This window comes from Sorangium sp. So ce145 (assembly GCF_051525985.1).
GTDB lineage: Bacteria > Myxococcota_A > Polyangia > Polyangiales > Polyangiaceae > Sorangium > Sorangium cellulosum_B.
Genome location: NZ_CP150315.1, coordinates 6,525,712 through 6,550,250, shown reverse-complemented (window position 1 = coordinate 6,550,250; position 24,539 = coordinate 6,525,712). Strand labels below are relative to the sequence as shown.

The window sequence follows — 24,539 nt, the reverse complement described above, 5'->3', positions numbered from 1 at the left end:
AAATTTCCGCCTCACATGTCAGCTGGCGGGCTCATCGCTCATCGCTTGCCCGGCGCCGCCGCCTCGCAAACGCCGCGAGCGCCGCGGCGGCGCCGAGCGCGGCCAGCGGCCCGCGCGGCGCGCCCCCCGGGATCGCGCACCCGCAGCCTTCGGCTGCCGGCTCCTTCGCCAGATCGACCACCACGCCGACCTGGTCGGTCGCCTCCAGGATCCCGTCGCTGACCGTCACCTCGAACGCCAGGGTCGTCGTCGCGGCGACCTCGGGCGCCACGAAGGTCGCCCGCGCGCCCTCGCCGGTCAGCTCGACCGCGGGCCCCGCCGTCTGCACCCAGGAGAACGTCAGCGCGTCCTCCTCGGGGTCCGAGCTCCCCGAGGCGTCGAGCGTCACGAGCTCGCCGATCGCGACCGCCTGGTCCGCCCCCGCGTCGGCCACGGGCCCGCCCTGGCAGGAGGCGGTGTCCTCGACCACCGTCGCGAACGGCTTGTTCTTCAGGCCCGCGAACCCGATGTCGTCGAGCTCCCAGCCGGCGTCGCCCGCGGCCGCGTCCGTGCCGACGCGGAACCGCACCTGCACCGTCTTCCCGGCGAACGTGGTCCCCAGGTCGATCGCCACGTGGTCGACGTCGGGCCACGAGGGGCTCTGGCCGACGAAGGCCCTCCGCCTGCCCAGCGGATTGCCCGACTCGACGGTGATCCTCCCGCCGTAGCCGGGCTGCGCGCGACTCCCGATGTCCCGCCATGTCGCGCCGCCGTCGGCGCTGATCTCGACCACCGCGCCGTCCCAGAACGTCTCGTCGCTCGTCTCGAACCGGTGCCGGTGCGCGAACGTCAGCACGAAGCGCTCGGACTCGCTGACCTCCAGGGCCGGCGACACCAGCGCCGTGTCGGACACGCTCCCGAGGTTGACGCCGCGCCACACCCGGTTCGGCGCGGTCCCCTCGGCGCGCGACCAGACGAGCTCGCTGGAGAGCCCCTCGACGCGCCAGGTCGTGCTCTGCGCCTCCACGTCGTCGACCGCCGAGGACCCCGGCAGCTCGTCGAAGTTCACGCGGCGCACCAGGGCCTCCACCCGCACCGGCGTGCACGCCGCGGCGCTCTTCAGCGTCAGGCCGAGCTCGAGGTCCTCGGCGGGCGCCACGGTCCTGTCGAGCTTCACCGCCACGGTCGCGGTCCCGGTCGCGAACGGCGCGATGTCGCCGAACGACGCGCGCGCGCCGTCCGGGAACGTCACCCCGGCGGAAGCCACGTCGATGGACGCCACCGCCCCGGTCAGCGGCGCCGCGCCGCGATTGACGATCTCGATCGCGATCGTGCCGGACTCCTCCGCGTCGAGCAGCCCGTCGCGGTCGCAGGAGCCGGCGCTGTCGTCGAGCTCCGCCCGGACCAGCGAGATCTCCGGCTGGACGCTGAAGCTCTCCACGACGCCCGAGAAATCGCGCGAGTCGGCGCGCGGGGACACGGCGCACGTGCCGGCGCCGCGCCGGGCGAACGCCTCCGCCATCGCCAGGAAGTCGCCCTGATCGCTGGCGAGCGCGGCCGCGAGGAGGGCGTCGCGCTGCTCGGTGTACGTCGGGTTCACCGGCGCGAGCTGCATGCCGGCCACCACGTAATCGCTCATCCGCCGCCGGGTCTGCTCGAACGCGCGCGGCGGGGTCAGGCCGCTGCCGTGCCGGATCAGCCCGACGTAGGCCTCGAACAGCATGCTCGCCCAGACCTCTCCCGCGTTGTGCTCCTCGGAGTTGTCGGAGAACGAGGCGTTGAGCGGGTGGTCGGGGAGGCGGGCCCCCTCCGAGATGTGCTTGAACGTCAGCCCGTTCCTTGTGAAGTCGACGGAGTAGGGGGCGCGGCGGATGCCGAAGTAGCTGTCGCCGAGCGCCGCGCTCCCGTAGCTCGAGAGCGGGAAGGCGCCGTCGAGGTCGTCGCCGTCGCGCAGCGCCATGTGCAGGGCGATGAAGTCGCCCCACCCCTCGCTCTGCGCGCCGCACATCTTCGTGCCGCAGGCGACCTGACGGAGGTGGATGTAATGGCCCCACTCGTGCGCCACGATGCTGTTGTCGATCGTGCCGTCGCGCTCGACGCCGGGCTCGCGGGTCATGGTGACCGTGAGCGGCGCGTCCGCGGCGGCGAGCGCCGCCTTGAGCGCGCCGCCGTCCTCGTGCGAGACGCTCTGGGCGGGGGTCGTCACCTCGGGGGCCTCGCCGGACAGCCGCGGGGCCCCGTCGCTCTCGCGGTTGTTGGCGATGATCACGCCGATGGCGCCCGCCGCCTGCGCGCTCTGCGCCTTCTCGGCGAAGGTGCACCCGCCCCGGTCGACGAGGGCGATCTTGCCGGCCACGTCGCTCGTGATCGGCCCGCACGCGTCGCCGCGGGGCTCGACGCCGTCCAGCGCGAGGGCGAGCTCGCCGGTGACCTCGTAGCGCCGGGGCCCGAACAGGGCGGTGTTCGACGCGTAGCTGGCGTTCTGCGGCGTGACGCTCAGCGAGCGCTGATCCGGCCCGGACCACAGGTACATCTGCATCCGGGGCGACGCGCCGTCGTACGTCGCGTCCATGTTCGCGTTGTCGCGGCTGCCGCCGGTCGCGTCGTCCTGCGCCTCCGCGAGGAGCGGATCGCCGTCGAGGCCGCCCCGGCCGAGGTTGTCGCGCTGGGCGTTGCCCGCGGCCTCGGTGAAGCCGGAGTCGTAGTACCAGTCATGGAGCCAGTTCGTGACGTAGAAGATCTGGGTGACGGCCGCCATGGTCTGCTCGGGCGTGGCGAGCGGCTCGGCGAGCGGGTCATAGATGTGGTCGAACGCGCCCGGCCCCGAGAGCTCCGCGCGCGTATCGCCGCTGGAGAACCCGTCGGGCGCGTTGTGGTCCGCGTAGGCGTCGACGTTGTTGCCGCGGGTCGAGGTCGCGCCGGCCGGCAGCCACGGATCGGCCCCGCCGTCGAGGTTCGTGTTCAAGCCATCGATGGAGATGAGGCTCGGCGCGACGAACCGAGGGACCTGGCCGTCGGGCCGCCCGGTCGGGTGCGGCGAGAGATCCGCGAGGGGGCCGTCGAGCGGCCTGTGATCACCCCCTTCCTCCGCCCAGACCCGGTAATCGAACGCGGCGTGGGAGAGGTTCTCCCGGGAGAGCATCTGCCCGTCGCCGGCCCCGAACACCCAGGCGTACGCCGCGGAGCTCGTGCCGCCGGCGTCGCCCGAGACGAGCTCGACGAAGTAGCCGGCGAGGAGCCGGTCGGGCAGCGGAAAGAGCACCTTCCTGACCCGCGCCGGCTGCGTGAAGCGCAGGCCTCCGGCGCGCTGGCGCGCGTGATCGGTGTCCGCGATGTCGAAGAGCCGATACCCGCCCTTCGCCTCGCCGAGCTCGCGGAGGTCGGCCGTCTTGACGTCGATGCCGTGCGCGTCGCGCAGGGCGCGGACGACCGCCTGCGCCGGCGAGCCGGAGAACGCCCGGCCGCGGAGCGCGCCGGCCGCCGGCGAGGCGGCGCCGGGCGCCAGGGGGACGGCCGACGCGTGGAGGTTGCCCGCGAGGGCGACGAGCCCGAGGTCGCGCTTCATGAGCACCTTGAGCCCGCTCCGGAAGACCGGGATCCCGTCGACGTCCTGGCCCAGCGTCACGACGATGCCGCCGCGCCCGGTGTCGTGGACGTGGCGCACCACGGCCGTATCGAGCGCGGCCTGCGGAAGACCGTAGAGGCGCGCGTACCGCTGCGCGTACCACCGGGCCGCGGCCTCGGGCGTCGCGTGGGTCGCGGCCGGCGGGCGGTGGCCCGGGGACGTCGCCCACACGAAGGTGGGCACCCCGCGCTGCGGATCGGTCGACGCCACGACGGCGCGCGTCGTCGACGCGCGCTCGTCGACGTCGATGACGCGCGCGCGGCGCGTCGCGCGGACGGGCGGCGCGGGTGGGGCCTTGAAGTATGCATCGTAGTTCGGGCGCTCCCGCGCATGGGCGATGGGGCCAGCGAGCAGCGCGAGCGATAGCGCGGTGTACCGAACTGAGACCTTCATGTTCCTCGATTCTCCGACTCCGAGGGGACGACGCATGACCGGCCGCGCGCGGGTAGGCCGCGCGCTTCCTCCCCGGGCGCCTCGCGCCCACCCGTCGAATCCGCGGCGCGAGGCAACCTAGCCCCAGCGTGCGCGCAGGGAAAGCGCGACGGCTCTCGCTCTGTCCGGCGTCGTAAGGCGCCTCTCATGCGATCTCGTCCGGGCGCTCCGCAGAGCGCGAGTCACGCGGCGCCGAGACCAGAATGGAATAGAGAAACACTCCTTGATGGCGCATTGCATGAATCCATGAATTGCCGTCTCATGCGTCCTCGCGAGGCGAGCCGAGCGGCTCCCTCGGTCGCGGCGGGGAGGGCAGGAGGGTGGTTGTCGCGCCCGCGATCTGCTCCGGGACCTGGCCGGCGTCGGGTCGGCTCGCGCGGCGCGTCGTGCAGCGCCGGCCCGCGGGGGTGCGGACTCGCGCGGCGCGTCGTGCGGCGCCGGCTCATGCGGTGCGAGCTCGTGTGGTGCGGGCTCATGCAGGGCTGGCGCCGCGAGCCAGCTCACGCGCGGGGTGCCGGTATGACGAAGCGCTGACATGGCGCCCGACGCCTGGGGATTATCTTCGCAAAACCCAACGTGATTCACGCCTTGCACGTCGAGACCAAGCTCGTCTCCGAAGAGCTCTGCGTACTGTTGCGTCAGGTCGATCCCGCCGTCTTCGTCTTCCATGACGAACCCGAGGTTCGCGCGCGGGTCGAGCGGGTGGCGTCGCGGCTCCGCGAGCTCGTCGTGGCGGCCGAGCGCGACGATGCCGGGGGCACGCTCGAGCGGCTCCGCGAGCGGCTCCGCGTGCTGCTCGCGGCGGTCGAGCGGGCGACCCCGACCGGAACACCCTCGCCCAAGGCGGCGTGGATTGCGTTCCAGCGAGAGGTGCAGCCTGCCTACGAGTCGCTGCTGCTGACGCTGCGCGGCGTCGTCGCCGCGCCGCCGAGCGTCAGGCCGACGAACCATGTGCGCAGCCTGTGGCACGTGGGCTCGGGGCTCTCGGTGCTCGGGCTGATCCAGCTGCTGCCGGAGCGCGGCTGGCTCGTGGCCGCGAGCGGCGCGTTCGTCGTGGCGGTGTGGTCGATGGAGATCGCTCGCCGGGTCAGCGAGCGGGTCAACGAGCGGCTGATGGGGGTCTTCCGGCTCGTGGCGCACCCGCACGAGCGCTACCGGGTGAACTCGTCGACCTGGTACGTGACAGCGCTCTTCCTGCTGGCGCTGTTCGGGACGCGGCTGAGCCAGTCGCTCGCCGTGGTGGTGCTGGCGGTGGCCGATCCGGCGGCGGCCCTCATCGGCCGCCGCTTCGGCCGCACGCGGCTGCGCGACGGCCGCTCGCTGGAGGGCACGCTCGCCTTCTTCGTGGCGGGCGCGCTGAGCGCCCTCGCCGTGATGTGGGCGCTCGGCCCGGCGTCGCTCTCGTCGCGGCTCCTCCTGGCCGCCGTCGCGGGCCTGGCCGGGGCGGCGACCGAGCTGTTCTCCACGCGGATGGACGACAACTTCACGATCCCGGTCGCCGTGGCGGCCGCGGTGACGGTCGCCGGCGCGGGCTGACGTCGGTTGACGTCAAGTTGACGTCAGTTGACGTCAGTTGACGTCAGCTGACGTCAGTCGCCATCTCGCCGCCGATCTCCAGCGCGAGGCGAGCGAGGTACTGTCTCATGAACTCCGCGCGTCGCGCGCCCTCGCGGCGCCCTGCGGCCGTCGTGAGGCTCTCGGCGGTCTTGAACAGCTTCACGTGGAAGTGGTCGATCGCGTTCACCCGGTCGTCCCACGGCCTCCGCTCGGCGAACGGATCCCCGGGATCGTAGAACCGCACGCCGAGCAGGCCGCCCACGGCGAAGCAGCGGGCGATCCCGATCGCGCCCAGGCCGTCGAGGCGGTCGGCGTCCTGGACCACCCTGGCCTCGAGGGTCGTCGGCTCGATCCCCGCGCTGTAGCTGTGGCTCTCGATGGCGTGGGCGATGTCGGGGAGGAACGCCTCGGGGTACTCCACGCTCCGCAGGAAGCAGAGCGCCTCCTCCGCGGAGAGCCGCGACGCCAGGGAGCGCCTGGGGTCGTTCTTGGGGACGTTGACGAGATCGTGCAGCCACGCCGCGGGGACGACGATCTCGAGCCTTGCCCCTTCGTCCGCCGCGAGCGCCTTGGCCGTGGCGACCACCCTCGCGAAATGCGCCAGATCATGGGCCGGATCCTTGCCGAGGTCGGTCTCCTCGAGCTTCTTTGCGAAGAGCGCTTCCCAGTCCTTCATCTCCCGCCTCATAGACGCGGACCCCGACCCGCGCAACGGCTCTGCGCGGCGCCCGCGCCCTCAGGGGGCGCCAGCTCCCTTCGCCCTGAAGCATCCTTTCTGATTTTTATCGAGAAAATTCACGGGGAGACGGGGAGACGAGGAGTGAAATCCCACAAATCTCCCCGTCTCCCCGCCTCCCTGCTCACTTTCTTTCTTCGCTCGGTCACCGGCGCACCTCGAAGTGCCCCAGGGGGTGCGCCACGCCGTTGACCATCACATCGATGCTGTGGCGACCGGGATAGTGGCGGCGGGTCGTCATCTCCTCGAAGGAGACCTTGCCGGTTATCTCGGCTCGACCCGACGGCGGCAGGACGAGCTTCCGCAGCTTGAAGACCTTTGGCCGCGTCGAGCCGTTCGCCTTCACGAAGTGAACGGCGCAGTCGACGATCAGCTCCTGGTCGCGCGGCGCCGTCGACGCGAGCTCGAACGAGAAGCGTAGCTCTCCGCCGAGCTTCACCGATCGCGGGGACAGCGCCGCCGAGGCGATCGCGACGCTCGGCGCCGCGCCGAAGCCGAGCGCGTCGAGCGCGCCGCGATCACCCTTCTTGACGAGCGAGCGCAGCGCGTGGCGCACGATCCATTGCCGCCCGGGCGGCGCGCCCTCGAGCCAGCGCCGGCAGAGGCTCGCCGCGATGTCCGGGTGGTCCTTGCCGATGTCATTGATGTTGTTGGCGACGGAGCGCTGCACGTAGCGCTCCGGATCGTCCTTCAGGAGCTCGAGCAGCTCGATGACCGGCCCTGGATCCTGCTGGAAAGCGCGGAGCCGCGGGGCCCACGGCAGCCGTGGGCGCGTCCCCTCGGAGACGAGCCGCCGGACATGGACGTTCGGGTCCACGGCCCACGCGCGGAGCCGCCGGAGCGTCGCGTCGGGGTACCTCGTCAGGAACGCGCGGATGCTGAACTCGGCGGAGAACCGCTTCGTCAGCTCGACTTGCGCGGTCATCGCGTCCTCGAAGTGATCGAGACCGCGCTTCGCCACATAGAACACGTGCGGCATGTACTGCAGCGGCGCGAGGCCGAACGCGTCGCTCCGATCGAGCTCGGGCCCGAGCGAGGCGACGATCACGCGAGCGGCCTCCGGAAAGGGCTGCGGCAGGTGGTGGTGCATCACGTCCGCGATGCGGGAGGCGCGGCCCGTCAGCTCCAGATCGGAGAGGCCGGCCAGGCAGTCGCGGGCGAAGCCGCGCTCGTCGAGGCCAGGGTGCGCCGAGCGGAGGTTGCGGGCGATCGAGCGGACGCACCGCTCGTCGAAGAGGTCCTTCAGCCGGTCGGCCATGGGTACCTGCCGGTGAGGACGCCGAGGCCGATTGGCCAGGTGTTCGCCACGTTGGACATGGGCGTTGACTAGCGCGAGACCCTGACAGATTCTGTCACCATATGTCGCGCGCCCTCCGCGTCATGGAGCTCTCCGACCTGCTTCGCGCGCGGGGAGCGACGACGGTCGGCGAGCTGGCCGCGACGCTCGGGGTCAGCGCCCGCACGGTGCGCAGGGACCTCGCCACGCTGAGGGAGCGCGGCCTCGACATCGAGGGCGAGGCCGGCCCCGGCGGGGGGATCCGGCTCGACGCCGGCCGGGGCGTGACCGCCGTGCACCTCTCGGTCGCCGAGATCGTGACGCTCTGGCTCTCCGCGCGCCTCTCCCAGGCCGCGAGCGACCTTCCGTGGAGCGACGCCGCCAGCTCCGCGCTGGCCAAGCTGCTCAGCAGCCTTCCTCCTGAACGAGCGCGAGAGCTGCGCGCCCTCTGCCGCAGGGTCATCGTCGGCGAGCCTGCGAGCGGGCCAGTGCGCGCCGGAGCCGGGGCGCCCCCTGCAGAGCTGGTGAGGCTCTTCGAGGCGTCGTTCTCCGCCGGCGTCGGCCTCGGGTTCGACTACCGCGACCGCGAGGGGAGGACGTCGAGGCGACGCGTGGAGCCGCACGGCCTCCTGATCCAGAGCCCTGTCTGGTACGTGCTCGCCCTGGACACGGGGAAGAACGAGCCGCGAATGTTCAGGATGGATCGCATCTCGGCGCCCCGCGTCCTGCGGGAGATCGCGTTTCGCCCGAGCGCCCACGTCATCTGGGCGCTCTTGCCGGAGGAGTGCGCGTGGCGGCCGCTCCTCGGCGACCGACCGTGAATATCGGCGAAAACGGACGGACACCGTTCAGGTTCCGATCCTGTGTCCACCACGGTTCGACCGAGCGGAGCCTGGGAGTCTCGGTGTCGTATGGTTGCGCGTATCGGCTCTGCCTGATAGCTTAGGTTTGATACAACACACGACATCTTGGCGAGTGACCAGAACGAAGAGCGACGTCCGGTACACGGGGTGTGTGCTCGATTCCGGGCGATTGCAGAGAGAGAGAGCTCCCGCCGAGCAGTGACCGGCGATCGATGGCGCACGGCCCACATGCCCCGTGAGGCCGCGCTCGCCTGCGTGTGGTGGCCGGTGTCGCACGGGTAGTACGGGCTTCGTGCTCGCCGAGGTTGTTGATGCATGCCTCTCGTCGCTGGATGGCCCCCCACCCGGTCGACGATCGAGGGCCATCGTGTTCGATGGCCATTCTCGAGGACTCGAACCAAGGAGCTTGAATGAACCGTTCAGCCGCGAGATGGGTATCCGTCTCCTTTGCCGCCCTTGCCACCGCTCTGCTGGCAGATCGAGCCTTCGCCCACGTGCCGGAAGCGCAGGGCGATCCGCCGGACAGGGACGCGGTCCTCGACTGGAACGCCGTCGCTCTGGACGCGGTCGCAGAGGACACCGCCGGCGCACGCGCGCGGGACCAGGGCGGGCCGACGCGCGTCTCACGGGCCCTCGCGATCGTTCACGCGGCGATCTTCGACGCCGTGAACTCGATCGTCCCGGGGTACAAGCCGTACTCCATCCTCCTCGACATGCCGGATGCATCCATCGATGCGGCGGTGGCCACGGCAGCTCACCGCACGCTGACGGCGTTGTTCCCGAGCCAGAGGGCGCTGCTCGACGGGAGGCTCCGCGAGTACCTGGCCGAGATCCCCGAGAGCGACGCCAAGGAGGATGGCCGTGCGCTGGGCGGCGCTGTCGCCGACGAGATCCTCGGGGAGCGGGAGGACGACATGTCAGACGCCCCGATGCCTTACACCCCAGACATCGCCCCCGGCCGGCATCGCGTCGATCCGCTCTATCCCGAACAGGGGTACTTGACCCCGAGGTGGGGAAAGGTTCGGCCGTTCGCCATCGAGAGCGGCGCCGAGTTCCGGTCTCGGCCGCCGCCGCCGCTGTGGAGCCTGGAGTACGCGTTGAGCTTCTATGAGGTCTTCCTGCTGGGTGGCGACGGCCAGCGCACCCCGACCGCGCGCACTCCGGAACAGACCGTCATCGGGATCTTCTGGTCGTACGACTCCGCCCCGCGCCTCGGGGAGCCGCCCCGGCTCTACAACCAGATCGCGCGGGTCCTCGCGGTCAAGGAGTGCAACTCGGAGATCGAGAACGCTCGTTACTTTGCGCTCGTCAACGTCGCGCTGGCCGACGCCGCCATCGCCACGTGGGAGACGAAATACCATTACGAGTTCTGGCGGCCCATCGTAGCGATCCGTCGGGCCGACAGGGATGGCAACTCGCTCACGGTAGCTGACAGGAGATGGACGCCCCTCGGATCCCCCGGCAGCAACCAGGGCCCGCCGCGCATGACCCCAGCATTTCCGGCGTACACCTCCGGGCACGCGAGCTTCGGGGCTGCCATGTTCCAGGTGTTGACCCGGTATTACGGGACAGATCGTATCCCCTTCTGCTTCATGTCCGACGAGTACAACGGGGTAACGACGGACGAGCGGGGCAATGTCCGCCCCGAGATCACGCGCTGCTATTCCAGCTTCGAGGAGGCGTCCTGGGAGAACGCGGTCAGCCGCGTCTACCTGGGCGTCCACTGGAGGTTCGATGGAGTGCAGGGGATCCGTCAGGGCAAGCGCGTCGGAGACGCCGTCTTCGACAGGATCCTCCGGCCGCTTCCTTGACGAATTCGCCAGCGAGCCGCGCGCTCCATCGAGCGGAGATCCGTTGCCTCATGGCGGGTCTCCCCGGCCCCGGCCAGCCCCTCAGTTCATGAGCCGGGAGCGAGCGGGCGCCCACCGCTCGGGCCGCGGCGCGGAGAGCGGACCCGCGTGGTGGTGGACCATCTTCCATTGCCCGTCCTCGAGGACGAACACGTTGGTTGCGCACAGGTGTGCGGGCTCGTCGCCGTTCGCCTCGTAGCACGTGACGAAGGCGAAGTCCCCGAAGAGGTGCGCCGAGGCGCCCTGGCAGCGCATGCGCAGGGGCGAGGTCTGGCGCAAGAGCTGGCTCCAGCTCTCGAGCACGCTGGCGCGCCCCGAGAGCGCCTCCATGCCGGGATGGGCGCAGGCCACGGGCGCCCGCTCGGCCCACACCCGGCACATCGCCTGGTAATCCCCGGCGCGGAACGCCTCGTAAAAGGCCTCGTTTGCGGCCAGGACAAGCCGTTCCGCCGCGACGCGCTCCTCGACGCTCATGCAGCGACCATGCTCCCCGGCCAGCGCGGGCGCAAGGGCCTCGACGGCGTCGTCTCGGCACCTCGCCCGCTCGACCCCGCGCCTGGGCCGACTGGGACGGGCCCTTGCTCTGCTGGTGGAGGACGAGCTGTGTCCGGTTCATCCGCTCGATGCGGAGCATCCCGGCCGCGCGCAGGGGCAGGGCGCGCGGCCGATCGGCGGAGCGTCAGGCCGTCGGGTGAATCTCCGAGCCTGCGGCGCGGTGGGGAGGCGCCGCCGCGAGCTGGTTGATGTGCACGTGCTGGCTCGGGACGGGGAGCCCCATCTTGCCGAGCTCCTCGCGGATGATCTTGGTCGTGGCGAAGTAGACGCCCCAGTAATGATCGGTGTGGCAGAAGGGCCGGACGGCCAGCACGGGCCCGGCGAGGGTGAAATCCAGGATCTCGACGCTGGGCGCAGGGGTCTTCGCGACGTTAGGGATGAGCGCGAGGTGCGTCTTGAGCTGAGCGATCGCCGCCTCGTGATCCGCGCCGTGGGCGAGCTGCGCGGTGCAGTCGACGCGGCGGACCGGGTTCGTGCTGAAGTTCTGGATCGTGTCGCTGAAGATCTTGTTGTTGCCCACGATGGTGCGGACGTTGTCGGGCGTATCGAGGGTGGTCGCGAAGAGGCCGATCGAGTGGACGGTGCCCGTCACGCCGCCGGCCGTCACGTAATCCCCGGTCTTGAAGGGGCGCAGGAGGATCATGAAGACGCCGGCCGCGAGGTTCGACAGGAGGCCGGACCATGCCATGCCGACGGCGATGCCGATCGCGGCGAGCAGGCTGGCGAAGGTGGTCGTCTCGACGCCGAAGACGCTGAGCACGGCGATGACGAGCAGGATGTTCAACAGCACGGACGCCGCCGACTCCAGGTAATGGGCCAGCGTCGTGTCGAGCTTCTTCAGCGCGGAGCTGCGCTGCATCATCGACAGGATCCCCCGGACGATCATGCGGCCGATGACCCAGACCAGGATCGCGCCCACGATCTTCCCGCCGACGCTCACCCCGAGCGCTACCCCCATGTCCACGTACCGCTGAACCCTCTCGTCCATCTCAAGCCTCCTGGCGACCTATGCGCCGCTCGCGGGGCCCCTGTGCAAGGCCCATGCGCGACGCGCCTTGCTGGATCTGCCCCCCGGCGGCCAGCCTTATCACACCGGCGGGCCGCTCCGCGAGGGGCGTGACCGAGATTTTCTGGCCTCAGCGCTGCTGCCTGCGGACATCAGGCGGCCGCGGAGCGGATACCTCGTTGTAGCGAAGGAGCAACGGGCGGCGGGGCCGCTCGCGGCGTGCGGCGGCGATCGCGCGGCCGACGTGCAAGGGCACAGGAGCGAGCGAGCGCGCCAGGCAGGCGTGTCCAGCCAGGGAGCTGGTCGAGGCGATCGTCGTCGCCGCCGAGGTGACGCTCGAGGAGCGGAGAGCGGACGCGGGGCAGCGGCGTGGGCGGAGAACGGTGTGGCCGGCGTACGGGGCTGTGAACCGGCTCAATGAAGACTGTGCCCAGCGGCTCTCGGGTTGATCGGGAATTTCAAGCCGATGACCAGCCCGTACTCCGTGCCGTAGGAAGGCATCGTCGCGCCAGCTGCCCCGTCGAACGGAAGGGCGAGTCGAAAGCCCGCGTAGGCGATGGGGATCGCGATGAAGGGGACGATCTGCGCCCCATACGTCCGGGCGTTCGACCGGCCCGCGCCCTCGGTGTACATCGAGAGCTCGGCGCCGACCGGGCCGAACCCACCCTGGAAGCCGAGCGCCAACCTCTCGTGGACCGGTCGGTCGGCGACGATCTGCGCCTGCGCAACGGCGCCTATCCAGACGAACGAGCGCTGTCCGTACCACGCGAGGCTCCCCTCGACGCCGGCGCCCACGGCGTCATCGGCGTTCTCGCGGCCAGCATAGCTGAAGAGGCCGCCCACGCTCACGACGGGGTCGCCAGGGCGCCCCACGTTGGGCCAGCCTTCGCCGGGAACCACCACGGGGGGAGGGCTCCCTGCCGGGGGGACGCCTTCCGCCTGCGCCGATGCAGAGCCGGCGAGAAGGCAAGCGCCGACGAGGACCGCTGTGACCGCCGAATGGCTCATGCACCTGTGATCTAGCCCATGCGACTCGGCCCGTCACGATGCAGGCGCGGGCGAGCGGCAGGCGCGCTCCGGGAGCGCCGTGCTAGGCTCCCCTGCCATGGTGCAGCTCTCGCGCGCGGAGCAGGTGGCGGCGCTCGCGCGCATGATCGCCGCGCTCGACGCCCGGCCGGCGCCGCATTTCGACGCCTTCGCGGCCCTGTTTCACGGGAAGAGCCTGCGGAAGGGCGAGGCGTTCGTGCGGGCGGGCGACGCGAGCGACTCGGTGGCGCTCGTCAACTCCGGCATCGCGAGGATGTTTTACACGCGGAGCGATGGGAAGGAGTTCAACAAGGGGTTCATCTCCGCGCCGGACTTCATGTCGGTGCTGGAGGCGCTGATCACCAGGGAGCCCGCCCGGCTGACGATCCAGGCGCTGACGCCGATGCAGCTCTTCGTCGCGCCCTACTCGCGACTGAGCGAGCTCTGTGAGCGCGACATCTACTGGGAGCGGGTGAGCCGCCGGATCGTCGAGCGGGTGTACCTGAAGAAGGTGCGCCGCGAGGCGTCGCTGCTGATGGATCCGGCCGCCGAGCGCTATCGGGCGTTCCTCGCAGAGCACGGGGCCGTGGCGCGCCGCGTGCCTGACTACCACATCGCCGCCTATCTCGGCATCACACCCGAGGCTTTGAGCCGCCTGAAGCGCGCCGTGACCAGGGCCGCTGCTTCTTGACCTAGGTCAAGGTGCGATCTCGCTCCGCTGGTCATGGTCTCCCGCATGACGACGGAACGAACGAAGCGAGACGGCGAGCGCCCAGCGACGGAACCCACGCGCGGCCCGGGGCGCCGCAGAGCGCCGCGGGCCGCGGCCCGAAGGACGGCGCTGATCGCGGGCCTCGCGGTCGTGCTCGCCGGCTCGGCGCTCGTCGCGTGCGGCGCGGCGGCGCCGAGGCTCCACCCCGTGTTCCCCGAGCGCCCGGTGGCAGAGAAACCCAGAGGGAAGATCCTGTTCGTCCTCAGCGCCGCGCGAGAGCAGACGCTCGCCGACAGCTCAAAGCGGGCGACCGGCACCTTCCTCGGCGAGTTCTACGAGCCGTACATGGCCCTCACCGGCGCGGGGCACGAGGTCGTGTTCGCGACCGACGGGGGCGCTGCCCCGGCGATCGACCCGGAGAGCCTCGACGAGCGGTACTGGGGAGACGGAGCGCGGCGCGCGCAAGCGCAGCGCTTCGTCGAGCGCGCCCCGGAGGTCCGCGCGCCGCTCAGCCTGAAGGCGGCGCGCGCCGCGGCCGACTCGTTCGACGGCATCGTCGTTCCCGGCGGACAGGGCGTGATGGTCGACCTGCTCGACAACGCGGATCTGCACGCGCTGCTCGCTCACTTTGGCGCGAAACACCAGCCCGTGGGGCTCATCTGCCACGCGCCGGCGGTGCTCACCCGCATGCGGCAGCCGCATCCGCTCAGCGGTCGGACGGTGACGTCGGTCTCGTCGTTCGAGGAGTTCTATATCGAGACCTTCGTGATGGGGGCCGACGCCCAGGTCCGGGGCATCGGCGAGCAGCTCGAGGATCACGGTTACGAGCACGAGGCCGCGTTCCCCGGGAGCGCCTACGCGCAGCGGGATTGCAACCTCGTGACCAGCCAGAATCCGTTCTCCACCGATCGCTTCAGCGCGCTTTATCTGGAGGCGCTGGCCGACTACCGGCGCGGCGCCCGCTGCGCCGAGGGTGCCGGCGAGGGCCGCCGATAGGCCTGCTCGGCGAGCGCGGAAAACGGCGCCTCCCCCGATGCCGCCGCATGGCCGCCTTCGCGAGGACGACGGGCGCATGTTCAGTATCGACGCGCCACGCGCGCCGGGTTGCAATCGCGGCGAATTCACGGAGGGGTGACGAAGATGCTCATCGACGAGCGACCGAGCCATTATCAGGGCGACCTTTCGTGGGACAGCCTCAAGCAGCTCATTGAAGGTTACGACGACAACGAATTCCAGGGTCTCGTGCAGGGGCCGGTGGGCTACGCTATCAAGGTCGTACGCGGAGCGCACAGCGGGAGTTTCTATCCGTATTACGGATCGAGCTACTATTTCGATTTCACGGCCACCCACGCGCTTGGCGAGAGCGACATTCATCACGCGATCCTGGACTCGAGCGGAACAAGGGTCCTGGGAATCGAGCCGCCGCTGTGACGGAACGATCTCTGCCGCACACCGAGGGGGCCCGTGCAGCCCGAGCCATCACGCGTGAACTGCGGTGACCTCAGCGTAGCAATCCCAGCTCTTTTCCAGACACCATGATGGGGGTGCTCAGGAGGGGAGCGGAGGCCGCGCAGGAGGGCGCCGGGCCCGCGCAGCCGGGGACGATCTCGGTCGACTCCAGCGCTAGGTCGTGAGCGACAGGCCGCGCACGTACTCGGCGAGCGCCCGCTCGGCGCTGGCCACCGCCTCCCGCGCGCCCGGGAGCTTCGCCGACACCGCCGCGATCCGGTCTTCCTGCTCGCCCAGCGCCTTGAGGTAGCGCTCGTGGAGGGCGCTCCCCGGAGGCACGACCTTGAGGTTGTCGCGCACGCGCGCCTGCTCGGCGCGCAGCGCCTCGATCTCGGACTTGAGGGCCGAGAGCGCGCGCTGCCTCTCGGCGACCGCGGCCCTGAGCTCCGCGAGCCGCGCGAGCGCCGCGCGCAGCGCCTCGGGGATCTCGCGCGACGACAGGACCACCTCGATCTGCTCGCCGGAGAGGCCCGTGAGCGCCACCGTGTGCGAGATGGGCTGCTCCAGCGCCACGGTCACGCGCGCCGTCTCGCCCGCGGCGACCTCGCGCCGGACGCGGTAGCGATCGCGCGTCGCCTCGACGCCTTCCGTGGGCTCGGCGAGGTCCCAGCCGGCGATGCGCGGGTGCTCGATGAGCAGGACGCGCGGCTCGCGCGCCGCGCCCACGATCGTGTAGACCGTCACCTTGCGGGCGGTCCTGACGATCTCGAGCATGCCGCCCTGGATCTTGGCGCGCGAGAACACCTCCTCGCCCCGCTCCTCGCGGTCGATTCGCACCTTCCGGTCCACGGCGAAGCTCACGATCCGCGATTCGCCCGGCGGCAGCGGCGAGAGGCGCGCGTCGCCGACGTAGGTGACGACCCCCCGGCCCGAGCGCTCGTAGACCGTGATCGCGCCGGCCGGCAGGGTCGTGTCGCCGTCGTTCCTCAGGCGGACCGAGGCGAGCGGGCTGCGCGCGCTCGCCTCCGGCTGATAGAGCCACAGCCGCTCTGCCGGGATCTCGCGCTGGATGATCGGGAGGAGCGCCGTCTGCCCGCTCGCGATCGTGAGCGGCGCCGGGAAGTGGAACACGACCTGCGTCGCCGCCTCCGCGGGCTCCGGCTCGACCTTCTCGGGGGGCACGGTGACCGCCGCGGCGGGCGCGCGGGCCTCGTCGGCGCCCCTGCCGGCGCGGTAGCCCATGCGCCGCGCCGCCCTGGCCGCGAGCCCCGCGGCGCCCTCGTCGAGCCGCGGCAGCACGCGCTCGGCGACGTCGACGGGCACCTCCGGCCGGGCCACGTAATAGATCTCGTAGAGCGCCTGGCGGAACGTCACCGGGTCTCCCGACACCAGGGTGAAATCCACGTTCTGCCAGTCGCTGCCGCTCTGGTTCTCGACGACGGCCCACCCGGCGAGCGCCCCGGTCTTCGTCTGCGCGTCCTCCGGCACCGTGAGCCGATACGTCGTCTTCCAGAGCGGCACCTCGATGACGTAGGCCACGCGGACCACCCGCTCGCCCTCGCCGGCCGTGCGCACGACGAGCTCGCGGCGGTTGCGCTCCCGCCGGCTCGAGAGCCCGACCAGCGCCGCGCCGACCTGCTGCCGCAGCCGCTCCTCGACGAGCTCCACGCTCTCGAGCTCCTCCAGGACGACCTGCTTCAGCGCGCCCTCCGACATCAGCGAGAGCCGGTGCCGGTCCTCCGAGCCGCCGTGCGGCAGCGCCGCCTGCGCCGTGGTGACCGCCACGATCCGCCCGGCGATGGCCCCTTGCGCCCCTCGCGTCCGCACCTCGGCGCCGCGGAGCGCGTTGAGCAGGGCGGCCTCGGACTCGAGCGCGCCCTCGTCGAACGGGAGCTCGCGGAACAGATCGCGCAGCGGCTCCCTCCCGGGAAGCGTGATATTCCCTATCACGCCGCGATCGTCATAGACAACGATGCTCTTCAATACATCGTCGACCTGATCGAGCCGCACCTCGAGCCGGAGCTCGGCGTCGCCGCGCACGCGCGCCTCGTGCTCGAAATATCCGACTCCGCCCGTCGAGAGCACCACCCGCCTTAGCAGCAGCGTGTCCGACGCGGCCCCCGATCGGGCCGGATCCATCGCGGCGGCCCGCAGCGTCGCCGTGGTCCTCAATCCATGGTTCATCGTCGCCTCCCCCGGCGGAGGCGTGCGATGGCCCCGCCCTGGCGGTGTCCATAACGCCCCTCCGGGGGGCGTCAACGACGGTGGCTGGCCGGGAGATCGGGCGCGGCGCCGCGCGTCAGCCGCGCCGCGAGGCCTCGAGCTGCTTCACGACCGCGAGCGCCTCGTCGACGTGGCGGGTCGCGCGGAGCTGGGAGGAGAAGGCATGTCGAACGATGCCGTCGCGATCGATGACGAACGTCACGCGGCCCGGGAGGAGGCCAAAGAGCGACTTGACGCCGTAGCGCGCGGCGGTCTCCCCGCCAGGGTCGCTGAGCAGCGTCATGGGCAGGCGGTATTTGTCGGCGAATTGCTGGTGAGACCCCGCCGAGTCGGCGCTCACGCCGAGGACCTCGGCGCCCGCCTCCGCGAACGCATCGTAATGGTCGCGGAACGCGCACGACTCCGCCGTGCATCCAGGGGTGTCGTCCTTGGGATAGAAGAACAGGACAACGGTCTTCTTGCCCCGGAAGTCGGAGAGCTTGACCGTCTCCCGCTTCTGCGATTGCAGGCTGAAATCGGGCGCTGTCTCACCGACGGACAGGGTGGATTTTCCGAGCATGGCGTCTCCTCTACCCGATGCGCCGCGCCGCGTCCAAGGCCCCGCGGAGCGCGGCGGCTCGCCGCTCGAGTAAAACGCGGCCGCCTGCGCCCCGGATCAGGAAGAACTTGAGGAAGCGGTCATGAAGACGCGCTGGGCGCGACGGACGCCGGCGCGGGCCGGAGATCGGGTTACCCTGAGCGCCCCATGGCCACCACGTTCGCTGCGTTGATCTTTCGACCCGCCGACATCCCGGACCGCGCGCTGTCCCAGGGCTTTGCCGTGGCGCTCGGTGGCTGGGACGTCGCCTCGCCGCGCCTGTTCATCGCGCCGCTCCCCGGCGTGCCCGGGTACGCGGCAGCGTTCTACTCGAGCGGCGAGCCCGCCGGCGGCGGCGACGAGCTCGACCACCTCGCCGAGCTCTTCGAGGACGAGCTCTCTCCGCCCGTCGCCGTGCTCGACGCGGCCGCCGAGCTCGGCCACCCCGGCGCCACGGTCTTCGCGCTCGTGTTCTCGGAGGACGTCGTCCACGACGACGGCTGGCGCTTCGAGGCGAGCGGGTTCGTCCGCCACTTCGTGAGGGAAGGGGACGAGGGCGTCGAGGCCGGCGTGGAGGCGCCCGACCGGAGCGACATCGTCGAGGTCGACGTCGACCTGCCGGAGGGCGCGACCGCGGCGGAGGAGCGCGAGGCCATGGACCGGGCGATCCGGCCGCACCGCGGCTCGACGTTCCTCGCGGCCGAGCTGGGCGCCCCGGTGCTGGGCGCGCTCATGGGCGGCCTCTTCGCGCCCGAGCGCCGCGTCCAGATACACCTCGTCGCGCCGGGGCCGGGGTCGATCGCCGACGAGGTCGCGCGGCTCAACCGGGTGCTCCGCCGCGAAGACGGCCGCGGCGCGCCCGCGTCCCCGCCGCCCGTCCGCGGCGTCGCCCCGCCGGCGACGTACGCGGCGTTCGTGCGCGCGTACGACTGGGCCGATCCGGCGGATCCGGAGGACCTCTACCGCGAGCTCGCGATCGGCGCCGTCGAGGGCACGCTGCGCTTCCTCCGCAAGGGCGAGCTCCTCGCCCACGACCGCGAGCCGGGCTGGGAGGCGGCGGCGGCGCGACAGCTCTACCCGATCGCGCGGCTCTCGGGCTCGGCGCTCGGCGGCGGCGCGGCCCAGCGGTCGGTCGTCGCGCTCGGGGCCGACGGCGAGCAGCTCTGGGTCGTCCGCGGCGGCACGAGCGCGGCGCTGGCCGGCCCGACGTTCGGCGAGCTGCTGCGCTACCTCTCGCTGGGCTGGTCGCGCCGGAGCGACGCGGAGGAAGACCTCATCGGGGCGCTGATGCTGCGCGCGCGGCTCAGGTCGCTCGGGGGTTGAGCCCGCGCCGAGGCGTGGGATCCGCCTGCCGGGGTGAGGCGCTTTGCCTCGCGACGCGCGCGCCTCGGATCAAAACGACGTGTCGTACGCGTGGTGCCGGTGGGCTTCCGTGTGGAACGACGTCATGTGCGGGTCGTCCAGGACCAGATGGAGCAGGCCGACGTCGCGCTCGCTGCGGGCGAAGACGCTCACGAGGATGCCGCCCTGCCGGACGCCGGCCTGGTAGCGCTCCGCCCAGTGCCTCGGGACGCCCGCGGTGATGAGGATCTCGCGCAGGCCGCCCGTGATCCCGGCGCCGACCGCGCTGGCCACGACCGCGGCCAGCGGCCCGGCGACCACGAACCCGAGGTCGGGGACCACGACGCTCATCGCGACCGCGGCGCCGAACGTGCTCGACGGCGGCGCCACGTCCGGGCTCGGAAAGCACCTGTCGCGTGTCGCCTCGGTCATCAGCAGGCTGACCTCCTGTCGTGTGTAGCCGCAGTCGATGACGCGTTCCGCCGCGGCTTCCGCGTCGTCGTGCGTCTGCACCAGGCCAATTACGAGCTTCTCCATGGAAGAGACCTCCTTCGCGTTGAGCGCGTCCTCGCTCTGGGCCCCGGCGACGGATACCGCACGCTCTGTGCCAATCCGAAATTCTCACGCCTCGGTGCGTTCGCGCCGATTTCTGTGCCCCTTCCGCTGGAGGAGCGAGGCGGGATGTCGCAGTGCGCCCCGTGGGCCTCACCTTCCGATGTCGACATCGCCCGTGCCAGCGCGGTTGATTCCATATTTTGCCGTCGAGCGGCGCGAGCGCCCCATTTCAACGGGCTCCGTCTGACCAGGTCGTCCGAAGGCCGCGTTCATGGGCGTCCGGGGCGTTCGGTGCGCGACGAGGCCGGAGGCCGCGTCAGAAGCCGATCGTGTCCTCGACCGGCGCGGGCGGCTTCGTCCCCGTCGGGCGTCCCGTCGACGCCTCCCGCGGCGTGGCGCGGCCGCGCCCCTCGGACGTGCCGCGCGGCGCCGCCGTCGCACCCGGCCTCCCTGCCGCGCCGGTGCGGGCAGCGCCCGCCGGCTGCGCGGTCGCCGCCGTGGCCGCCGGCTGCGCGGTCGCCGCCGTGGCCGCTGGCTGCGCGGTCTCGGCCGCGGGCGTCGCGCTCGCCGGCTCTGCCGGCACCGGCGCGGCGGCGCTCGCTGGCGCCGGCACCACCGGCTGCGCCGGGACGGGCGCGGCCTGCCGGGCCGGCGCCTCCGACGAGGGGGTCACCTCGGCCGTGGGCGATTGCTTCGTTGCCAGGAAGACGACCGCCGCCACCAGCGCTCCGAACGCGAGCGCGGCCGCCAGGATGGCCGGCGCCCACCTCCGGGCCCCGTCCGTCCCCGAGGTCGCCATGCCGGCGAGCGTCCGCCCCGGCGCGCCGTCCGTCGAGAGCCGCGCGCTCGGCGCCGACGACGGCGGCGTGCCGGTCGTCGAGAGCCGCGCGCCCGGCGCCGGCGGCAGCGGCGTCGGCTCCCCGAACAGCACCGGCTGCGACGCGCTCCCGTGGAGGGCTCGCTCCCCCGCGGACGAGGGCTCGGTCGTGAACGCCGTGCGCGCGATGCCGAGGACCGCGCGCTCCAGCGCCTCCGCCATCTGCCGCGCCGACGCGAAGCGCGCCGCCGGATCGTGCGCCAGCGCCTTCTTCATCCAGGCGTCGATCGCCGGAGAGAGCTCCGGCCTCACCTCGCTCGGCGGCGTGAAGATCCCGGTGTGCAGCACCACCGACAGCGCGCCCAGCGTCTCGCCCCGGAACGGGACCTGCTCGGTGAGCGCGTGGTAAGCGACCACCGCGAGCCCCCAGAGATCCGCGCGGAAGTCGACGTGCTTCGCGCTGAGCAGCTGCTCGGGGCTCATGTAGAGCGGCGTGCCCAGCACGCTCCCGGTCGACGTCATGCCGAGCTCGCCCTGGACCCGCTTGGCCACCCCGAAATCGAGCACCTTCACGAACAGCTCGCCCTCGACGTCGAGCAGGAAGATGTTGTCCGGCTTGATGTCGCGGTGGACGATCCCGACCTGGTGCGCCCGGCCGAGGGCCTTGGCCGTCTGCGACACGATCGCCGTGACCTCGACGGGCGGCAGCGCGCCCAGCCGCTGCATGCGGCTCTTGAGGTCCTCGCCCTCGAGCAGCTCCATCACGATGAACGGCACCCCGTCCGGCGTGACGCCGTGGTCGAAGACCTGCGCGACGTGCGGGCTCTTGATCTGCGCGGCCGCCATCGCCTCCCGCCGGAAGCGCTCCACGAAGCCGGTCTGGTCCGCGTAGGCCGGCGCCATGAACTTCACCGCCACCTGCGTCCCGAGCGCGAGGTGATCGGCCACCCACACGCTCCCCATCGCCCCCTTCCCGAGCTCGCGCGCCAGCCTGAGCGTGCTCGTCACCTGCTGTCCGGGGTTCATCGGGGGTCCCTCTTCGATCGGCCGAGCCGACGGTCCTGAGGGGGCGTCCTGTGCGGGCGGCGCGGCCCTCTGGGGGTCGGTGCGTGTCGGCGCGCACAGCGTACAACAAACACCCTGGACCGTCACCACCGAGCGCTCGCGCCGCGCACCTGACGGGAGCTCTCGGATAAGCTGGCACCATGCGCGAGGGCACGCTGGTCGCAGGCCGGTTCGAGGTGCACCGCCTTGCCGGCGCCGGCGGGATGGGCACGGTCTACCGGGCGATCGACCAGCTGACCGGGCGCCCCGTCGCGCTCAAGGTCGCGCCCCCGGAGCTCGCCGCCCGCTTCCGGCGCGAGGCGCGCATGCTCGAGGCCGTGCAGCACCCGCTCATCGTGCAGCACATCGCGCACGGCACGGGCGACGACGGCGCCCTGTGGCTCGCGATGGAGTGGCTCGAGGGCGTCACGCTCGACGCGCGCCTACAGGAGGGGCCGCTCCCCGTGGCCGACGCGCTGCTCGTCGCGCACCAGATCGCGGAGGCGCTCGCCTCGATCCACGCGATCGGGATCACGCACCGCGATCTCAAGCCGAGCAACGTGCTCCTGCGCGACGGCAGGGTCGACGGCGTGGTCCTGCTCGACTTCGGCGTCGCCCGGGCGGCGGCGTCGACCTCGCTCGTCACGGAGGCCAGCTCGCTGGTCGGCTCGCTCGGCTACGTCGCGCCCGAGCAGGCGCGCGGCGACGTCGAGGTCGACGCGCGCGCCGACGTCTTCGGGCTCGGCGTCCTGCTCTTCGAGTGCCTCGCCGGGCAGCGCCCCTTCGCGGCCGACGATCCGCTCGCCGAGGTGTGCCGCATCCTCCTCGAGGAGGCGCCGCGCCTCGTCGAGCGGCGCCCGGACGTGCCGCCCTTCCTCGACGAGCTCGCCGCGCGCCTCCTGGCCAAGGATCCGGCGGCGCGCCCCGCGGACGGCCGCGCGGCGGCGGCCGCGCTCGCGGACGCGCGCGCCCTGCTCGCGCGCGCGTCCAGCGCGGGCGCGGACGGCGCGCCGGCGTCGGTCACGGACGACGAGCGGCGGCTCGTCAGCGTCGTCCTCGTCGATCTCGGCGCCGCCGACCCGGAGCCGGCGAGCGATCGCGGCGTCGAGCGGATCGTCGCGGACCTCGCCGAGGCGTTCGGCGGCGAGCGCGTGCGGCTCCCGGGCGGCACGCGCATGGTGCTCCTGTCCTCGCAGACCGACGAGGTGTTCTCCGGCCGCGGCGGCGCCGGCACGATGGCCGCCTTCGACCTCGCGGCGCGCGCCGCGCAGTGCGCGCTCGCGCTGAAGGCGCGCCTTCCTGGGCGCCCGGTCGCGCTCGCCACGGGCCGCGCGCAGGTGGGCGAGCGCCTGCCCGCGGGCGACGTCATCGACCGCGCGGTCGCCCGCCTCCGCGAGGCCGAGGGCGACGTGCGCATCGACGAGGTCACCGCGGGGCTCGCTGCGCCGCGCTTCGAGGTGATCGGCGACGGCCCCTCGTTCCTGCTGATGGGCGAGCGCGACGGCACCGAGCCCGAGCGCACGCTCTTCGGCCGCGTCACCTCGTTCGTCGGGCGCGACCGCGAGCTCGCGACGCTGCGCGGCCTCTTCGAGCAGAGCGCCGACGAGCCCGTGGCGCGCGCCGCGCTCGTCCTCGGCGAGGCTGGCATCGGCAAGACGCGCCTCCGCTGCGAGCTCATCCGCGCCGTGCGCGAGCGCGACGCGCGCGCGTCGGTCTACGTGGCGCGGGGCGACCCCCTCGGCGCGGGCGCGCCGTTCGGCATGCTGGGCGAGATCGTCCTCGCGGCCGCCGGCTGCCTGCCCGGCGAGGCGCTCGAGGCGCGCCGCGCCAAGATCCGCGAGCACGTCGCGCGGACCCTCCCCGCGCCGGCCGACGACGCTCCGCGCGTCGCCTGGTACCTCGGCGAGATCGCGGGCACGCCGTTCGACGACCCCGACGCCGAGCTGCGCGCCCCCCGCGGGGACGCGGTCGCCCTGGGCGATCAGGCCCGCCGCGCCGTGCTCGAGTGGCTCGCCGCGCGGTGCGCCGAGGGGCCGGTCGTCGTGGTGCTCGAGGACATGCACTGGAGCGATCACGCCTCGGTCTCGGTGCTGGACGAGGCGCTCCAGGCGCTCTCGGATCGCCCGCTCCTCGTGCTCGGCTTCGCGCGCCACAGCGTGATGGAGACGTTCCCCGGCCTCTGGGGCTCGCGCGGCGTGCAGCACATCAAGCTCGGCGCGCTCAGCCAGCGCGCGGCCGAGCGGCTCGTCCGCAGCGTGTTCGGCGAGGAGCTCGCGCTGCCCGAGGTGGCGCGGCTCGTCGAGCACGCCGACGGCCACCCCTTCTTCCTCGAGGAGCTCATGCGCGCGCGCGCGGAGGGCCGGAGCGCCATGCCGCCCACGGTCGTGGCCCTGATGCACGCGCGCATCGAGGCGCTGCCGGCCGAGGCGCGGCGCACGCTGCGGGCGGCGAGCCTGTTCGGCGGCAGCTTCTGGCCGGACGGCGTGCGGCAGCTGCTCGGCGCTGGCACCTCGGCCGAGTCGCTCGACCGCTGGCTCAAGAGCCTGCTCTCGGAGGAGCTCGTCGCCCGGCGCGGCGTGTCGCGCTACCCGGGGCACGACGAGCTCACGTTCCGTCACGCCCTCGTGCGCGACGCCGCCTACGGGATGCTCACGGACGGCGATCGCGCCGCCGGCCACCGGGCTGCGGCGCGCTGGCTGCGCTCGGTGGGCGAGACCGACGAGCGGGTGCTGGCCGAGCACGCCGAGCGCGGCGGCGACGCCCCCACGGACGGCGAGGGCCTCGTCGCCCGCGGCCCCGCGCAGGATCGCGGCGGAGGAGGAGGGGGAGGAGGGGGAGGAGAGGGGCGCCCCCCGGAGCGCAAATCCGAGTGTGAACGGAGCGAAGCGCAAGGGGGCCAAGGTTGATGAACAACCA

The 24,539-nt window shown here is 72.3% G+C and carries 18 protein-coding genes; 8 read left to right on the top strand and 10 right to left on the bottom strand.

Annotated elements, in window-relative coordinates:
- Positions 1 to 31: 31 nt before the first annotated feature.
- A complete protein-coding gene (locus tag WMF34_RS23930) occupies positions 32 to 3,997 on the bottom strand; it encodes a M36 family metallopeptidase (protein WP_437989227.1) in 3,966 nt (1,321 codons plus the stop codon).
- A 627-nt stretch (positions 3,998 to 4,624) separates the two neighbouring features.
- On the opposite strand from WMF34_RS23930, the gene WMF34_RS23925 reads away from it, so the two are divergent.
- A complete protein-coding gene (locus tag WMF34_RS23925) occupies positions 4,625 to 5,572 on the top strand; it encodes a diacylglycerol/polyprenol kinase family protein (RefSeq protein ID WP_437989226.1) in 948 nt (315 codons plus the stop codon).
- A 43-nt stretch (positions 5,573 to 5,615) separates the two neighbouring features.
- Here WMF34_RS23925 and WMF34_RS23920 read toward each other — a convergent pair whose 3' ends face one another.
- Together WMF34_RS23920 and WMF34_RS23915 are read right to left on the bottom strand one after the other, a co-directional pair.
- A complete protein-coding gene (locus WMF34_RS23920; protein WP_437989225.1) occupies positions 5,616 to 6,269 on the bottom strand; it encodes an HD domain-containing protein in 654 nt (217 codons plus the stop codon).
- 205 nt (positions 6,270 to 6,474) lie between these two features.
- Positions 6,475 to 7,587, bottom strand: a complete 1,113-nt coding sequence (locus WMF34_RS23915) for a DNA alkylation repair protein (protein WP_437989224.1) — start codon at positions 7,585 to 7,587, stop codon at positions 6,475 to 6,477.
- 101 nt (positions 7,588 to 7,688) lie between these two features.
- Between WMF34_RS23915 and WMF34_RS23910 the strand changes: the two genes are divergently transcribed.
- Both WMF34_RS23910 and WMF34_RS23905 read left to right on the top strand, forming a co-directional pair.
- A complete protein-coding gene (locus tag WMF34_RS23910) occupies positions 7,689 to 8,426 on the top strand; it encodes a helix-turn-helix transcriptional regulator (RefSeq protein WP_012237259.1) in 738 nt (245 codons plus the stop codon).
- A 536-nt stretch (positions 8,427 to 8,962) separates the two neighbouring features.
- The gene (locus WMF34_RS23905; protein WP_437989223.1) at positions 8,963 to 10,279 is read left to right on the top strand and encodes a vanadium-dependent haloperoxidase; all 1,317 of its coding nucleotides are present in this window, start codon (positions 8,963 to 8,965) and stop codon (positions 10,277 to 10,279) included.
- 81 nt (positions 10,280 to 10,360) lie between these two features.
- Here WMF34_RS23905 and WMF34_RS23900 read toward each other — a convergent pair whose 3' ends face one another.
- From WMF34_RS23900 to WMF34_RS23890, 3 genes are all read right to left on the bottom strand, one after another.
- Complete coding sequence (locus tag WMF34_RS23900; protein WP_012237257.1) at positions 10,361 to 10,792, bottom strand: nuclear transport factor 2 family protein; 432 nt, start codon at positions 10,790 to 10,792, stop codon at positions 10,361 to 10,363.
- 205 nt (positions 10,793 to 10,997) lie between these two features.
- Positions 10,998 to 11,861, bottom strand: a complete 864-nt coding sequence (locus WMF34_RS23895) for a mechanosensitive ion channel family protein (protein WP_437989222.1) — start codon at positions 11,859 to 11,861, stop codon at positions 10,998 to 11,000.
- Between the two features lie 432 nt (positions 11,862 to 12,293).
- The gene (locus WMF34_RS23890) at positions 12,294 to 12,752 is read right to left on the bottom strand and encodes a hypothetical protein (RefSeq protein WP_437989221.1); all 459 of its coding nucleotides are present in this window, start codon (positions 12,750 to 12,752) and stop codon (positions 12,294 to 12,296) included.
- A 232-nt stretch (positions 12,753 to 12,984) separates the two neighbouring features.
- Between WMF34_RS23890 and WMF34_RS23885 the strand changes: the two genes are divergently transcribed.
- From WMF34_RS23885 to WMF34_RS23875, 3 genes are all read left to right on the top strand, one after another.
- Positions 12,985 to 13,596 (top strand): Crp/Fnr family transcriptional regulator, encoded by a 612-nt coding sequence (locus WMF34_RS23885; RefSeq protein WP_437989220.1) that lies wholly within the window; start codon positions 12,985 to 12,987, stop codon positions 13,594 to 13,596.
- A 45-nt stretch (positions 13,597 to 13,641) separates the two neighbouring features.
- The gene (locus WMF34_RS23880) at positions 13,642 to 14,613 is read left to right on the top strand and encodes a type 1 glutamine amidotransferase domain-containing protein (protein ID WP_437989219.1); all 972 of its coding nucleotides are present in this window, start codon (positions 13,642 to 13,644) and stop codon (positions 14,611 to 14,613) included.
- A gap of 135 nt (positions 14,614 to 14,748) precedes the next feature.
- The gene (locus WMF34_RS23875) at positions 14,749 to 15,048 is read left to right on the top strand and encodes a hypothetical protein (RefSeq protein WP_437989218.1); all 300 of its coding nucleotides are present in this window, start codon (positions 14,749 to 14,751) and stop codon (positions 15,046 to 15,048) included.
- Positions 15,049 to 15,240: 192 nt separating this feature from the next.
- Here the strand turns inward: WMF34_RS23875 and WMF34_RS23870 are convergent, their stop codons facing one another.
- Complete coding sequence (locus tag WMF34_RS23870) at positions 15,241 to 17,250, bottom strand: DUF4139 domain-containing protein (protein WP_437989217.1); 2,010 nt, start codon at positions 17,248 to 17,250, stop codon at positions 15,241 to 15,243.
- 115 nt (positions 17,251 to 17,365) lie between these two features.
- Positions 17,366 to 17,848: a peroxiredoxin gene (locus WMF34_RS23865; RefSeq protein WP_012237250.1), complete on the bottom strand. Its 483-nt coding sequence runs from the start codon at positions 17,846 to 17,848 to the stop codon at positions 17,366 to 17,368.
- Positions 17,849 to 18,034: 186 nt separating this feature from the next.
- Between WMF34_RS23865 and WMF34_RS23860 the strand changes: the two genes are divergently transcribed.
- On the top strand, positions 18,035 to 19,189 hold the full coding sequence (locus WMF34_RS23860) for a hypothetical protein (RefSeq protein ID WP_437989216.1): 1,155 nt from the start codon (positions 18,035 to 18,037) through the stop codon (positions 19,187 to 19,189).
- Positions 19,190 to 19,258: 69 nt separating this feature from the next.
- On the opposite strand, the gene WMF34_RS23855 is transcribed toward WMF34_RS23860, so the two are convergent.
- Positions 19,259 to 19,744 carry a hypothetical protein gene (locus WMF34_RS23855; RefSeq protein ID WP_012237248.1) on the bottom strand — a complete coding sequence of 162 codons (486 nt, stop codon included), beginning with the start codon at positions 19,742 to 19,744 and terminating at the stop codon, positions 19,259 to 19,261.
- Positions 19,745 to 20,078: 334 nt separating this feature from the next.
- Positions 20,079 to 21,605 carry a serine/threonine-protein kinase gene (locus WMF34_RS23850; RefSeq protein WP_437989215.1) on the bottom strand — a complete coding sequence of 509 codons (1,527 nt, stop codon included), beginning with the start codon at positions 21,603 to 21,605 and terminating at the stop codon, positions 20,079 to 20,081.
- Between the two features lie 179 nt (positions 21,606 to 21,784).
- Here WMF34_RS23850 and WMF34_RS23845 point away from each other — a divergent pair, with 179 nt between their 5' ends.
- Positions 21,785 to 24,529 (top strand): protein kinase domain-containing protein, encoded by a 2,745-nt coding sequence (locus tag WMF34_RS23845; protein WP_437989214.1) that lies wholly within the window; start codon positions 21,785 to 21,787, stop codon positions 24,527 to 24,529.
- Positions 24,530 to 24,539: the final 10 nt, after the last annotated feature.

Excerpts from the sequence above, each read along its gene's own strand:
- WMF34_RS23930 (WP_437989227.1), bottom strand. The coding sequence starts at position 3,997 with ATGAAGGTCTCAGTTCGGTACACCGCGCTATCGCTCGCGCTGCTCGCT.
- WMF34_RS23920 (WP_437989225.1), bottom strand. The coding sequence starts at position 6,269 with ATGAAGGACTGGGAAGCGCTCTTCGCAAAGAAGCTCGAGGAGACCGAC.
- WMF34_RS23915 (WP_437989224.1), bottom strand. The coding sequence starts at position 7,587 with ATGGCCGACCGGCTGAAGGACCTCTTCGACGAGCGGTGCGTCCGCTCG.
- WMF34_RS23910 (WP_012237259.1), top strand. The coding sequence starts at position 7,689 with ATGTCGCGCGCCCTCCGCGTCATGGAGCTCTCCGACCTGCTTCGCGCG.
- WMF34_RS23900 (WP_012237257.1), bottom strand. The coding sequence starts at position 10,792 with ATGAGCGTCGAGGAGCGCGTCGCGGCGGAACGGCTTGTCCTGGCCGCA.
- WMF34_RS23895 (WP_437989222.1), bottom strand. The coding sequence starts at position 11,861 with ATGGACGAGAGGGTTCAGCGGTACGTGGACATGGGGGTAGCGCTCGGG.
- WMF34_RS23885 (WP_437989220.1), top strand. The coding sequence starts at position 12,985 with ATGGTGCAGCTCTCGCGCGCGGAGCAGGTGGCGGCGCTCGCGCGCATG.
- WMF34_RS23880 (WP_437989219.1), top strand. The coding sequence starts at position 13,642 with ATGACGACGGAACGAACGAAGCGAGACGGCGAGCGCCCAGCGACGGAA.
- WMF34_RS23870 (WP_437989217.1), bottom strand. The coding sequence starts at position 17,250 with ATGAACCATGGATTGAGGACCACGGCGACGCTGCGGGCCGCCGCGATG.
- WMF34_RS23865 (WP_012237250.1), bottom strand. The coding sequence starts at position 17,848 with ATGCTCGGAAAATCCACCCTGTCCGTCGGTGAGACAGCGCCCGATTTC.
- WMF34_RS23860 (WP_437989216.1), top strand. The coding sequence starts at position 18,035 with ATGGCCACCACGTTCGCTGCGTTGATCTTTCGACCCGCCGACATCCCG.
- WMF34_RS23855 (WP_012237248.1), bottom strand. The coding sequence starts at position 19,744 with ATGGAGAAGCTCGTAATTGGCCTGGTGCAGACGCACGACGACGCGGAA.
- WMF34_RS23850 (WP_437989215.1), bottom strand. The coding sequence starts at position 21,605 with ATGAACCCCGGACAGCAGGTGACGAGCACGCTCAGGCTGGCGCGCGAG.
- WMF34_RS23845 (WP_437989214.1), top strand. The coding sequence starts at position 21,785 with ATGCGCGAGGGCACGCTGGTCGCAGGCCGGTTCGAGGTGCACCGCCTT.